A 14,482-nucleotide genomic window follows, 5' to 3' on the forward strand; every position below is an offset into this window, starting at 1 on the left:
CTAAACGGCCGCTTCCGCTTTTCTACTTATCGTCTTTTATTTCTTCGAATTCTGCATCGACTACGTTGTCGTCTTTGCGTGCCGCACCTTCAGCGCCAGCTCCCTGGCCTTGTTGAGCCTGGGCCTGTTTTGCCGCTTCTTCGTAAAGCTTTACAGAAAGATTTTGAACAATTTCTTGAAGCGCGTCTTTTTTGGCGCGCATTTCGTCCAAATCATTTTTCTCGATGGCAGCCTTTAGCGCGTCCTTCGCCTCATTGGCCTGGGCCACATCTGATGCATCAACCTTGCCTTCCAAATCCTTCAAGGTTTTTTCAGTAGTGAAGACTAGCTGGTCTGCTTCGTTACGGAGATCAGCTTCTTCTTTTGCCTTTTTGTCGGCTTCAGCATTCATCTCTGCTTCTTTTACCATACGCTGAATGTCTTCATCGCTAAGTCCTGTTGAAGACTTGATTGTGATTTGCTGCTCTTTGTTTGTACCAAGATCCTTGGCACGAACATTCACGATTCCATTTTTATCAATATCGAAGGAAACTTCGATTTGTGGAATTCCGCGTGGTGCCGGCGGAATATCTGCCAACTGAAAACGGCCAAGCGTTTTGTTGTGCGCTGCCATTGGGCGTTCCCCTTGCAGTACATGGATATCGACCGCGGTTTGATTGTCAGCTGCGGTTGAGAAAACTTGTGACTTTGAAGTCGGTATTGTTGTATTGCGCTCAATTAATTTGGTCATCACTCCGCCCATTGTTTCGATACCAAGGGAAAGTGGGGTAACATCAAGCAGGACAACATCCTTCACGTCACCAGAGATGACGCCGCCCTGGACTGCAGCTCCCATTGCGACAACTTCATCAGGGTTAACGCCTCGGTGAGGTTCTTTGCCTGTCGCGCGTTTAATAGCTTCTTGTACGGCTGGAATCCTTGTTGAACCACCTACTAGGATAACCTTATCAATTTCAGAAGCCGATAGCCCAGCATCACTCAAAGCCTGGCGCGTTGGCCCCATTGTACGCTCAACAAGATTTGCAGTCAATTCATCAAATTTCGTCCTGCTTAATGTAACATCCAAGTGAAGCGGGCCCGCTGCTCCCGCAGTGATAAATGGCAGGGAAATTTGCGTTGAGGTAACGCCAGAAAGGTCTTTCTTTGCTTTTTCTGCCGCATCCTTCAAGCGCTGAACAGCCATTTTGTCTTGTGAAAGGTCAATTCCGTTTTCTTTTTTAAACTGGTCAACTAGATAATCAATAACAGCCTGGTCAAAGTCATCTCCGCCAAGACGGTTATCACCAGCTGTAGCTTTTACTTCAAAAACCCCATCGCCGAGTTCAAGGATGGATACATCAAATGTGCCTCCACCAAGATCGTAAACTAGGATTGTCTGGTCTTCATCCATTTTATCAAGGCCGTATGCAAGGGCAGCTGCAGTCGGCTCATTGATGATTCTTTCAACTTCGAGACCTGCGATGCGGCCAGCATCTTTCGTAGCCTGCCGCTCTGCATCGTTAAAGTAGGCAGGAACTGTGATAACTGCTTTGGTAACCGTTTCGCCAAGATAATCTTCGGCGTAGGACTTTAAATACTGTAGCAGGATAGCGGAAACTTCCTGTGGAGTATATTTCTTACCTTCGATTTCTTCTGAATGGTTTGTGCCCATATGGCGCTTTATAGACATGATCGTGTTGGCGTTTGTAACCGCCTGGCGCTTTGCGACTTCCCCGATTTGGCGCTCGCCGTTTTTAAATGCAACGACGGAAGGAGTGGTCCGGTTTCCTTCAGGATTCGGGATAACCTTTGGCTCTCCCCCTTCCAGGACGGCTACACAGGAGTTGGTTGTTCCAAGGTCTATACCGATAATTTTACTCATAATCCTTTTCCTCCAGTTCAATATATGTAGACGGGTTAATTATTGATTAACTTTTACCATTGAATGGCGAATTACCCTATCTTTCAGTAAATACCCTTTTTGAAACTCTTCAACCACCGAATTCGGGTCGAAAGAATCATCCTCCACCTGCATGACTGCCTGATGGAAATGCGGATCAAATGGCTTTCCTACAGCTTCAATCGGCTGCAGGCCTTCCTTTTTAAGGGCATCAAGCAAACCACGGTAGACCATTTCCATTCCCTCCATGAGGGATTTTGCTTGGTCACCTTCAATTTCCATATTCAAAGCTCGTTCAAAATTGTCCAATGTAGGCAGAATATCTGAAATCAAGCTCAAGGAACGGTATTTTTCAGCGGCTTCGGCATCAAGCTTCACCCGGCGCCGATAGTTATCGAAATCGGCCTGAAGCCTAAAGTAGCGATTTTCTACTTCCTCCAGCTTCTTCTCAAGCTCAGACGTCTTATCTGTTGCCGGTTCGCTTTCACCAGCAATATCATCGCCTGCGATGCTTGCTTCATCCAGTTCCATTTCCATTTCGGTAGCCTGGCCATCAACATTCTTTTTTTCTTCAGTCAAGTTACTCACCTCCCTCAAAAGGGCAGTCCTCCGTAATATAAAAAGGCGTCCCATAAAAAGGGGCATACCGCCCCTTTTTCAATATCTCCACTGCTATTTTGATTGATACAGCCTGGTCAGTGCGGCCGATAAATCCCGGCTCATGATTTCCAGCAAGCTGACCACACGGGAATATTCCATCCTGGTCGGGCCGAGAATAGCGATATTTCCAAGTTTTTCGTCACCCATAGCGTAAGTTGCTGTAATCAGGCTGCAATTTTCCATGGCACTGTAATCATTTTCGCGGCCAATCCTGATCGTGATTCCCGCAGGACTGTTTTTGATTAATTCATAAACAGGCTGCTCTTGTTCAATCATCGTCATCAGTGATTTAATTTTTGATAAATCATTGAATTCAGGCTGGCTAAAGATATTTGTCTTTCCTCCAAAGAAAAGCTTCTCGCTTACAGGCATATTGAATGTATCGGAAATCATATGAAGCATACTATCATAATTGCTGATATGCTGGCGAAGCAGGACGGCAACTTCTTTGTAGAGCTTATCCCTAATATCAAGCAGCGGAACTCCGGAAAGGCGTTCATTCAAGATGTTGACCATTTTTTCAAGCTCGCTGGCATCAATTGAGCCTGGCAGCTGAATCGGCTTGTTCTCAACATGGCCGGTATCGGTAACGATAATCGCAATGGCCGTATCTTTATTCAGAGGCACTATCTGGATCTTTCTCAGCCTGTTTTCCTCGACAGCTGGCCCAAGCATGATGGAAGTATAGCTAGTCATTTCGGAAAGAATCATTGCTGAGCGCTGTATGATCTTTTCGAGCTCAAAAATCCTTTCGGCAAAAACCGATTTTATCTTCGACACATCCCTCTCATTAATGGCATGTGGAGAAAGAAGATGGTCGACATAATAGCGATAGCCCTTTTCCGAAGGAACCCGCCCAGAGGAAGTATGGGTTTTTTCAATAAACCCAAGCTCTTCCAAATCAGCCATTTCATTTCGGATAGTGGCCGAGCTGAAAGAAATCTCCTCTTTTTTTGACAAGCTTCTCGAGCCGACAGGTTGCGCAGACCGGATGAATTCGTCAATAATAACTTGAAGTATTAGTAACTGGCGATCTGTTAACAACGTTTATCACCTCTGTTAGCACTCATTTATCCCGAGTGCTAATTCTACTAATAAAGTATCAAAACAGCCTTGTCGTGTCAATGATTACGAATCAAAAAGATGGTCACTCTTTTATCAGAAAAGACTGGAAAACTTCATTCCCAAGCAATCTGCCCTTCCGGGTAAGGCGGATAGCAGCCCCATCATCCTGAATCAGGCTTTTTTTCGACAACTTGTCAATCTGCCCGTGAAAAATGTCATCGAGCGCAATCCCGTATTTTTCCTTGAATCCGTTCTTTTTGACGCCATCGGACATCCTCAGGCCAAGAAACATTTCCTCTTCCATGGCTTCTACTAATGTAACTTCGTTCTCTTCAATTATAGGGAGGACTCCTTCATCCAGCTGTTTGATATACCTGTTTAAAGGCCCAATATTGGAACGGCGGATCCTGCCGAGATAGCTGTGGCCTCCTGCGCCAAACCCGTAATATTCCTCATTCCTCCAATAGGTAAGGTTATGCACACTTTCGTATCCCTTCAATGAAAAATTACTAATTTCATATTGGTTATAGCCATGCTTTGCCATTTCATCCATAAGCAATTCATACATCGCTGCTTCCGTATCCTCGCCAGGCAGCGGCAGTTTGCCCTTTTTCATCAAGTTGTAAAAAACCGTTTTGGGTTCAATGATTAAAGAATAGCCGGAAAAATGGGGCAGTCCTAGTGAAAACGCCTCGGAAAGCGTATCCTTGAAATCAGCGATTGTCTGGCCCGGAAGCGCATAAATAAGGTCAATCGAAATGTTTTCAAAGCCTGCCTTTTTCGCATCCTCGACGGTTTTGTACACATCCTCCGCCCTGTGGCTCCGCCCGATTTTTTCTAAAAGGGCGTCGTTAAACGATTGAACCCCAAGGCTCAGCCTGTTTACTCCATGGTTTTTTAGTATGGAAAGCTTTTCATAGGATAGGTCCCCTGGATTTCCTTCAAATGTATATTCAATTTCATCTTCTTTTTGAAAATGGCTGTTGATGATTTCACACAATCTTTGAAGCTGTTTTTCGTTCAGGGCTGTGGGAGTGCCGCCACCCACAAAAATGCTTTTCATTGGCTCTGCCGGATATTTTCGGACTGTCAACGCAATTTCCTTGTTTAGGGCTTCCAAGTATTCGTCAACGGGCTGGCCTTGGAGAAAGAATTTATTAAAATCACAATAATGGCAAATATGCTGGCAAAACGGTATATGGATATACGCGGCGCGGCGTGTGGAAATTTTCAAATCATTCACCTCAATCAATACTAAAACATGTTCTCCCATTATACTACAAACTGTTGAAAATATAAGAAGCAGGAAACATTAGCGTTTCCTGCTTCTTAAATAGTATTTAGGGCTGCTCGTTAATCAATAGAAGGTGTGCTTGTATTAATTAACCGTGCCTTCGATGTTTGGCCTATTGTCTTCCTTAATGAACAAGACCGAGATAAGTCCAATTACAAGAAGGATTCCGCCAAAGTAGAAGCCTGAATTCAATGAACCAGTTACGTCTGTAAGCCAGCCTGTGATGTAAGGAGCAAGGATTGAACCACACATGCCGAAGAAGTTATATAAGCCAAAGGCCGTACCTAAAGCATGCTTTGGCGCGTTATCGGCAACGACTGCAACTAGGACAGGGTTTGTGCTTATTTTACCGAAAATACCGTAACCAATGAGAGCGGCATATAGAACATACATGCTGTCAAAAGCAACGATTGAAACAATCGCGATGATAGAAAGCGGAAGCATTACTAGTAGTACTGGACGTCGCTTACCCATTCTGTCGGCAATCCAGCTGAATAGAATTGAGGCTGGAATAGCTGCCCAAGGTACTAGTGATGCTACAACGGCAACTTCTGTTCCTTTAATTCCACGTGCATGCTCGAGGTAATAAGGAATCCATGTAACAACAACGAAGAAAGCGTAAATCGCACAGAAGATTGTAATATAAGCAAAGATAAGGTTTTTGGTGAAAAGATCTTTTACTCTTAACTTTTGGCCGCCATTTTCACCAGCTTTTTGCCCTTCTGTTTTCGGCCTGTCTTTAATGACCCACCACATTGCAATTCCGATGAGTACGACCGGGATCGCGATGACATAGAATGGAGCTCTCCAGCTCATTCCGAGTGTATCAACAGTATAGCTTGAAATAAAATAACCTGCTGAAAGACCAAATGCCATACCGCTGTTGATGATTGCGCTTCCCACAGTGATGTGCTTTGCAGGAATTGCTTCAGACGAAAGACCGTATTGCGGGCCGTAATAGAAACCTTGGAAAATACCAACCAAGAGCCATGCGATCATGAAAAATGCAAATGACGGCATGGAGCCTGCAACAGCTGCAAGCAGACCGAACATGATTACTCCAGGTACGAGAACTTTCTTTTTACCGATTTTATCCCCAAGAATACCGGATGGCACGTTCATTCCTGCATAACCGATAAAGAAGATACTGCTGATCAAACCAAGCTGTGCAGCGGATAAACCGAATTCAGTCTGCATATCATCCATTACCGGATTTAGGATAGCGCGTGTTGCGTACAAAGCAATCCAACCTAAAAAGAATACGGTTACGATTTTCACCCAATAAGGGATACCTTTTTGGGGAGTACCCAGCGCCTCATTTCGTTTTACTTCTTTTTCCATTTTACCTTCCTCCTGACTTTGCTTGTGGCGAATAGCCATTAAAATAGTATTAGTTCGGTCGTTCGGTGCTTCTTATAAACTATAAGACATAGGGCATTGCAGACAAATAAAATTTGCAAGCTGTTACATTGCAAAAACATTAAAAAAACATTAAATGATTTTACTTTTTGCTGCTTAACCATAACAAATAAGAAATTCCAGACGAATCGCGCATAAAAATTTTATATCTTTAGTTATTGGCCAGTCTGCTTGCTTTTACACTGAAAGAGGAAATTTTTTTCAAACTCTACTGAAAGACTGGTTCAATCAATTCCTGATTTATAAAAAAATCCCGTATAGCCATTTTGGCATACGGGATTTCCTTCTATCCTAGTCATTCGGAACACTGCGAAGCATGTAGCCAAGGCCTGGATAGGTTACTATATATTCTTCTTTGCTGCCAAGGGCATCTTTAAGCTTCCGCCGGATCCTTGCGATACCCACGCGGAGATAGTCTATATCATCACGGTATTGAGGCCCCCATACTTCTGAAAGCAATGTCTCGTGAGGAACAACCTTGTCAAGGTTAAGGGCAAGTATTTCCATGACTGAGTATTCGGTATGGGTGAGTTTGAATTCATTGTCCTTAATCCAGCAGCGGCTGCTGCCCATGTCGATAGTCAGGTCCCCCGTCCGAACGACAGAGGTTTGATTCGTTTTCGTTTCAGCACTTGCCGACTGGCTCCTCCGCAACACGGCATTCACCCGTGCGAAAAGCTCGTCAAGAGAAAATGGCTTTGTCAGGTAATCATCGGCACCTACGTTCAGCCCCTGGACCTTATCTTTTGGATTGCTTCTCGCTGTTAACATAATTACAGGTACATCCGAAAACTTTCGAAGCTTTTCCAGGACGAAAAAACCATCTTGGCCAGGCATCATGATATCGAGCAGAATCAAATCGGGTGACATGAGGTCGAATTTTTCAAACAGTTCATCCCCCGAACTGACGGTTGAAACTTCATATCCGATTGATCTAAGATTGGCTGATACAAACCTGAGTATTTTCAACTCATCGTCAACAATGCAAATCCTTTGGTTTTTCACCTTATTCTTCCCCTTCCTTCACAGGAAAATATAACGTAAAGATACTACCATTGCCAGGCTCGCTGGAAACTTTTATTTTTCCGTCATGGGCTTCCATGATACCGGCGCATATAGCCAATCCAAGGCCTGTCCCACCTGTCCTTCTCGTTGCAGTGACATCAACCTGATAAAAACGGTTGAAAATCTTTTCAAGATGATCCTCTGATATCCCGATGCCGTTATCCGCCACAGAAATTGTAATGTATTCATCTTTCCGGTCAAGATTTATGTCGATTCGCTTCGGACTGGAATCATTATATCTGAGCGCATTTGTCATTAAATTCACTAGCAATTGCTGCATGCGCATTTTATCAGCAAAAAAGGTGAAGCCTTCTCCTAGCTTGTTATCGAAGGTAAACAGGGCATCCTCCCTTAAATGCTGAGGTATCAATTCCATTGAAAGCTCGATTATATGATCCGCTCTGATTGTATTCCGCTCAACGTACATCGCCCCGGAATCGATTTTGGAAATATCCAGCCAGTCATTTACGAGATGCTCAATCCGCTCTATATCCTCGTGAACCCCTTCCAGTAACTCCTGCTTGAATTCGGGATCCCATTCGACTTCGGATCGGAGCAGCGTCTCCACCCCGCCTTTAATAGTTGTAATTGGCGTTTTAAATTCGTGGGATGTCAAGGAGATCAGGTTGTTCTTTAACGTATCAATTTCCTCTTCCTTTGTAATATCGCGAAGGACAAGTCCTTCCCCAATTTTTTCTTCATCAAGCATAACAGAAAAGTTATGGAGCAAATAATACTTCGGCTTTTTTGATGCTGGTTTATTTTCGAGTTTCAGCTCTTCAATTTCACCAGAGAAAAATGCGGATAGGTCATCCTTCTCGACATCAAACAACAATAGAAACCGTTTAAATACGTCCTCAAAGTTAGCCAATTCACTACTTGGGTTTCCTGATTCGTTCGACTGATTACCGATTTCATCAAGAGCGACGACATTCAGGAAAAACTCATTCACATACTCGACTTCCTTTTGGTTGTTCAGGAGCATTAGGCCTTCTGACATACTCTCGAGAACAGCTTTAAGAACAGCATGCTTGTTCCTCGTCCGTTCAAATAGGAACTTATTTTGGAGCATGACAGCGAGGGAGCCGGCGAAGGTCCTGAGGAATTCCTGGTCGCTCACTGAAATTGATTGCCTGTCGGAAAGGTCGACTACAAGAAAACCCCGGTTGTTCTTTTCGATTTGGATTGGTTCCATATATTGCTGCTTGCCTACCATATGGTCATTCAGGTACTGCATCAAATTCTGATTAGTGAAAATTGCCTGGTTGGTAACAGCAATGTCGTTAAAACAAACGTGGATCGAATAATCCATGAATTGCTCGATTTCCTGAAGGCAATACTGGATGAATTGAGCAAGGTCCTTATCCGTTGAAACCGATGTGATTAGCTTATTGACCGCCTTCAGTTCGGAATTTTTCTTTTTCAGGTTCGCGGTCCTCTCCTGCACCCTAGCCTCAAGTTTTTGGTTCAGCTCCATTAATCCGCTTCTGTTATTTTCTACTTCATCAATCATGTTATTAAAATAATAGAGTAGCTCTTCCATTTCCTTTGGGCCCTGGATTTTTTGCGGCTTTGCAGATTTCGCGTTAAAGCCTCTCGTATACTCCTTGATATAATCAAGCAGCCTGCGGATGGACCTTTCAAGCCTATTCGTTAATATGAGGGAGACGCCAACCATGACAAACGCTGTCAGGAGCAGGAATACAATTATTGTCATTAATGCATTTTTATAGGTTTTTGTAATTGCCTCTGTTGGTTTGGCGATCCATACAGTCCAATTCAACGGTGCCACTTTTTCGTAGGTAATGTAGATATCTTCACTCGGATTCTTCAAATTAAAGAAACTGCTGCCCCTGTCCGCGTTCAGGGAATCGATGTAACTGATGATTTCCGATTCAGACAGATTAACAAGCTCCCTCCGGGTATCGAAATGAGGGTGGACGACAACATTTTTCTCCTGGTCGATGACAACTGAGTATCCTTCCTCACCGAAGTTCCGCCTTTGGATATGCGCGCCCAGGGCGTTCAAATCAAGGGCGCCCAGGACATATCCTATCATCTCCCCGTTTTGGTTGAGAAGCGGGGACGCAATTGTTACCAGCAATGTATCGGTTCCTCCTCTTCCGTGGAAGACAGGAGAAATAACTGTATTCTTCGTTCTTAATAATTCCTTATAGTACGAGCGGTCACTGAAGTTCAGGTTTTCCCTCTTAGCCCCATCTGTATAAACCTCTGGGTAAAAAAGGATGGATTGCCCTCTTTTGTCTCCGACGTACATATTTACGAAGCCTGGATAATTTGTCTTAATATCCTTAAGCTGTTCCTGGATTGTCGCCATTTCGCCTTTTTCAAAAAGCCTACTCGCATTCATCGCTTCTGTCTGGATGACTTTTTTATGTTCGGAGACATAATTGCTAATGTAATCAGCGAGGTATTTCGTTGTCTGCGATTGGCTTTTTTGATTTTCTTTTACCAATGAGGATAATTGATAAATTTGAAAAATCCCTAGAAGCGCAATTGAAAAAAATGAAATAAGTAAAAATGAATAAATGAGTTCTTTTTTTAATGAGCGGGCTTCCTTCATCAATGGCCCTCCTCCGTTATGAATGTAAAAAGGCATCTGCCCTTGCTTAAGTGTATAATTAAGCGCGGGCAGATACCATGATCTTCAGGGAAATGTACTTATTTTGAAATAATTGTACCAGCTTTTCCTTCCATGGCAAGGTCAGCCTGGTCAAGGGAACAAATGATGGCCCGGCCGCCTTGTTCAGCGAATTTAATGGCAGCTTCCATTTTCGGCCCCATGCTTCCCGCAGAGAATTGGCCTTCTCTAACATATTTATTTGCTTCCTCTAAAGTTACATGCGTTAATGCTTTTTGATCCGGCTTTCCATAGTTTACATACACATTCTGAACATCCGTCAAAATCATGAATACATCGGATTGTACCTCTTCCGCAAGCCTGAAACCGCTTCTGTCCTTATCAATAACCGCTTCAATTCCTGTCAAAGTGCCATCCTCGTTTTTTATTACCGGGATTCCGCCCCCGCCAGCGGCGATGACGATGACGCGGTCATCTGTCAATTTTTTAATAATATCTGAACCAAGGATGGATTTAGGCAATGGAGAAGCAACAACTCGCCTCCAGCCACGGCCGGCATCTTCTTTAACAACCCAGTTTTTCTCCTCTGCCAATTGCTTGGCTTCTTTCTCGGAGAAAAATACACCAATCGGCTTCGAAGGATCTTCAAATGCAGGATCGTCCTTTACAACCTCGGTTTGAGTCAGCATGCTGACAACAGGGTTATCAAGCCCCAATTTACGCAGTTCATTTTTCAATGTCTGGTCCATCATATAACCAATGAATCCCTGTGACTCGGCACTGCAAACATCAAGTGGGAACGGAGGAACAACATCCTTCGCTTCCTCATTTTGGCGCAGGATATTTCCAACCTGAGGGCCATTTCCGTGTGTTACGATAACCGTGTGGCCGTTTTTTACGATGCGCGCAATGATTTCGCTGCTCTTACGGACATTTTCAAGCTGATTTTCATATGTTGCTTCCTGTTTAGGCTGCAGGATGGCATTTCCGCCCAGTGCGATAACTACCTTTTGTGACATAGTATCATTTCCTCCACTTTTTAAGAAAAATTAACCCGGCCATCATGCTAAATACTGTATCAAGCCCCGGGCTATGGCCGATTACAAGAAGTTTTAATAGATGCTTTTCCAGTCCACCACGGGAATCCTCCCGCCAAACAGCCCGCCGTTGAGGCAGCCCAACGCGGTAAGTAAGAACTTTCATTGGCCATTTGTCGTGGCTTGTTCCCGTTCTAGGATACCATGGATTGCCTGAATAAATATAGGGCTTAATCATCCGGCAATTCATCAATAGGCAACAAGCCAACTGTGGTGTCCTCAGCATGTTGGACAGCTGTTCACCATTCCTACGTTGTTAATTAAAAGGAAAAGAGGAATATTTTTTTGATATTCCTCTTCTTCCCATGTATTTACGGCTTTACAATTTAAGCTTGTTGTTAAATGAGGCCAAGTTTGACTGCATAAGCTTCTAGCGCTTTTTCAAAGCATTCCTTAGGAGCGCGTACAGTTCCGGCGCCTACTTGTCCAACTCCAGCTTTTTTGTGGGCAATTCCTGTATTAATGACAGGCTCAATGCCCGTTTCGACTACTTTCCTTGCGTCAATTCCCAGGCAGGTACCTTGGAAATCCCAAGTCGGAATCGTAAAATTGCTGTTTTGGTCTACACAAATTTCCATCATTTCATTGCTGGTAGAAAGCGCATCCTGGAACCCACCTGCTCCAACAAAGCGGGTAACACCAGGCGCGGCAATCATCGCCATGCCGCCCACGCCAAACGTTTCAGTAATGGCGCTGTCACCGATATCCGGGTTGGCATCGTCCTGAGAATATCCAGTAAAGAACAGCCCTTGCGGTGTGTTGACCGGAGCGGTAAACCACTCATCGCCCATACCACTGATCCGAATTCCAAAATCCTTTCCGTTACGGCACATTGCTGTAACAACGGTACCTTCCTGGATTGTCCTTGCGCCATCGAGAACAGCCTTGCTTGTTGCCATTGCGATATTCAGGAAGAACTGGTCAGTATCCGCAAGGAACTGGATAACTTCCTTCTTATCATTGTCATCAATGGCCAGCTGGATAATATACGGGCTGATCTCCTTAAGGAAAATTAGTGACGCAGCAATGTTCCGCTGGTGGAATTCATCGCCCATTGTGATTGCTTTTGCGATGATGACGTTCATATTCAAGCCGTTTTCAGTTAGCTTCAATGCTTTGGAGATGGTTGGCCCCAATACATTTTGCATCCATTTTAGGCGATTAATGACTTCTTCGGAATAAGCGCCAAAACGAAGCACTTTTCCAATACCTTCGTTCATGATGCAGTAAGCTTCATTGCCTTCTGACTGGTTTTCAACTACAAAGACGGGCATATTCGCGGAAGTGATGCCGCCCATTGGTCCGACCGCATTTACATGATGGCAAGGAATGAAGGTCACTTCGCCATTTTCAAGCGAGCTTATTGCTTCTTCTTCTGTTTCTGCCCAGCCTTCGAATAATGAAGCACCGACGCAGGACCCTTGCATTGGGCCGGTCATGTCTTCCCACTTGATTGGCGGGCCAGCATGAAGAAGGACTTTCCCCTCATTTAATTCTTTGATTTTTTCTTTAGCAGGAACTACATCAACTAGAAATGGCGCTGAACCGCTGATTTTATCGATTACCGCCCTGTTTGCTTCATCCATTGATTTGTATTGCATAAGAATCCTCCCAGTCATTGTAATTTTTTTATATCCTGTTCATGTGAATTACTTAAGAAGGCTCAGTATTTTCCTCATTTTTTCATTCCCTCCGGCTATTGGCCTCCAGTCGAATTGGACGACACGGCCGCCAAAAGCGGTAACGGAGTTCGTGAAGCTTTTTAGGCCTACGTTTATTACAATTGGCTTGTTGTTCACTAGGGCTTCCATTTCCTTCGAAACTTGAAGATTGAATTCCTTAGCAGGCCTTGAAGAAGCGACATGGGCCTTTTCTACATCGTTAACCTTCAGACCCACAATTGCCAAAGCGGTACGGACTGCCTCATTGTTGCTGTCCTTAACAATGATGCCGGCTTCAGCAAGCTTTTTCTTTTGCTCCTGGTAGTCCTGCGGATCGTTTTCGGTTCCGCAAACAGAAGCAACCACATAAATTGTACGGCCTGCATCTTTTGCCTGTGAAACAGCTTTTTTAATAGATGGAAGAAGTGCGCTAGCCATATCATCATGCGAACCGTAACCTAGTACGAAGTCTAGTAGGATAACAGCAGTATGTTCATCAGCAGCAGCTTCCTCTATAAAGTGTGCGCGTGTTTCTGGATCAATCATTGGGTGCGGCTTACCTTGTGTGTATTTATCATCGCCAAGGTCAACGACGACTTGATGGTCTGTTTTCAGGACGTAGCCATCTTCATTTTTAATATCAGTTCCGAGCCCAAGAGCATCTGAAATTAGAACTGCGGCCTCGGATGCGAGAGTTCCGCCGGAGAAGAGGCCTTTTATTGCTTTTTGTTCAGGCTTTAGATCAACGTTCGCTACTTCATATGAACCTGTATCATAATCAGCCTTCACTTTATTGCCTTTTGCAAGGTCGACAGCAATCCTAGCTGTTTCTTCCAAGGTATAGGCCTGGTACACATTTCCTTCGTATTGGGTTGGTTTTTCACCAAGAAAAATTGCGACAACCGGCTTGGAAACAGCTTGAAGCAAGTCGACAACTTCATTGCGGACTTCCTTTGCAGGCGGCTTGGAAATGACACAAATAACCTCTGTTTGCCTGTGGGATTCCAATGCGCGGATGCCATCCATCATTGTGATTGCCCCGACAGGCTCCTTCAGGTCACGTCCGCCAGTACCGATTGCGTGGCTGACCCCTTCACCAAGGCGGTCAATGATAGCCGTTACTTCCTGGATTCCGGTACCTGAGGCACCGACAATCCCGATACGTCCCTTATTGACAACGTTCGCGAACGCGATGGGAATACCGTCAAGAATACCTGTGCCGCAGTCAGGGCCCATAACTAGGAGGCCTTTTTCGTGGGCCTTTTTCTTCAGCCTGACTTCATCTTCAATTGAAACGTTATCACTGAAAATGAATGGGTGAAGGCCAAGGTCAAGCGCTTTTTCCGCTTCTTCGGCAGCATAGGTCCCAGGTACGGAAATCAATGCGACAGTTGCATCTGGAAACGCCTTCATTGCTCTGTCCCAAGTCCTTACTGTTTCAAACTCATTGCCTTTGCTTGCCATTGCCTGATTTTCCAGGTACTCATCCACTTTTACTAGAATTTCATCAATCAACTTTTCATCATCTGTGTCGATTACAATCGCCATATCGTTCGGCTGTGCTGCTTCAAGTTCCTCTGTATACAATCCTGCTCCTTTGTAAATATCTTTGTTTGCAGGAGTTCCCATCATGATCTGCGCTTTATTGACCCCTTCAGTTGCCGAAATTGCGTTCGTCAGCAACATCAGGTTAATCGAATCTTGATATGAATTCTTTTTAATAATTGTATAAATCACCTG

The 14,482-nt window shown here is 44.3% G+C and carries 10 protein-coding genes; all 10 read right to left on the reverse strand.

The features are described from left to right. Positions 1 to 22 precede the first annotated feature (22 nt). Entirely contained in the window at positions 23 to 1,861 is a 1,839-nt protein-coding gene (gene dnaK, locus AR337_RS06385; RefSeq protein WP_059171187.1) for a molecular chaperone DnaK, read from the reverse strand. Positions 1,862 to 1,900: 39 nt separating this feature from the next. Further along, complete coding sequence (gene grpE, locus AR337_RS06390) at positions 1,901 to 2,458, reverse strand: nucleotide exchange factor GrpE (RefSeq protein ID WP_301335710.1); 558 nt, start codon at positions 2,456 to 2,458, stop codon at positions 1,901 to 1,903. A gap of 93 nt (positions 2,459 to 2,551) precedes the next feature. Beyond that, positions 2,552 to 3,583: a heat-inducible transcriptional repressor HrcA gene (gene hrcA / locus AR337_RS06395; RefSeq protein WP_059171188.1), complete on the reverse strand. Its 1,032-nt coding sequence runs from the start codon at positions 3,581 to 3,583 to the stop codon at positions 2,552 to 2,554. A 103-nt stretch (positions 3,584 to 3,686) separates the two neighbouring features. Next, entirely contained in the window at positions 3,687 to 4,832 is a 1,146-nt protein-coding gene (hemW, locus tag AR337_RS06400) for a radical SAM family heme chaperone HemW (RefSeq protein WP_253701569.1), read from the reverse strand. A gap of 150 nt (positions 4,833 to 4,982) precedes the next feature. Continuing rightward, positions 4,983 to 6,239 (reverse strand): MFS transporter, encoded by a 1,257-nt coding sequence (locus tag AR337_RS06405; RefSeq protein ID WP_059171190.1) that lies wholly within the window; start codon positions 6,237 to 6,239, stop codon positions 4,983 to 4,985. Positions 6,240 to 6,608: 369 nt separating this feature from the next. Continuing rightward, positions 6,609 to 7,322, reverse strand: coding sequence for a response regulator transcription factor (locus tag AR337_RS06410; protein ID WP_059171191.1), 714 nt, complete (start codon positions 7,320 to 7,322; stop codon positions 6,609 to 6,611). A gap of 1 nt (position 7,323) precedes the next feature. Next, positions 7,324 to 9,966: a sensor histidine kinase gene (locus tag AR337_RS06415; protein WP_059171192.1), complete on the reverse strand. Its 2,643-nt coding sequence runs from the start codon at positions 9,964 to 9,966 to the stop codon at positions 7,324 to 7,326. Positions 9,967 to 10,064: 98 nt separating this feature from the next. Further along, on the reverse strand, positions 10,065 to 11,003 hold the full coding sequence (gene arcC, locus AR337_RS06420) for a carbamate kinase (RefSeq protein ID WP_059171193.1): 939 nt from the start codon (positions 11,001 to 11,003) through the stop codon (positions 10,065 to 10,067). A 416-nt stretch (positions 11,004 to 11,419) separates the two neighbouring features. Further along, the gene (locus AR337_RS06430) at positions 11,420 to 12,682 is read right to left on the reverse strand and encodes a DUF1116 domain-containing protein (RefSeq protein WP_059171195.1); all 1,263 of its coding nucleotides are present in this window, start codon (positions 12,680 to 12,682) and stop codon (positions 11,420 to 11,422) included. Between the two features lie 48 nt (positions 12,683 to 12,730). Next, complete coding sequence (gene fdrA / locus AR337_RS06435) at positions 12,731 to 14,479, reverse strand: acyl-CoA synthetase FdrA (RefSeq protein WP_059171572.1); 1,749 nt, start codon at positions 14,477 to 14,479, stop codon at positions 12,731 to 12,733. Positions 14,480 to 14,482: the final 3 nt, after the last annotated feature.

Origin of the sequence: Bacillus sp. FJAT-27445 (genome assembly GCF_001510665.1) — a bacterium.
Classification (GTDB): Bacteria; Bacillota; Bacilli; order Bacillales; family Cytobacillaceae; genus Bacillus_D.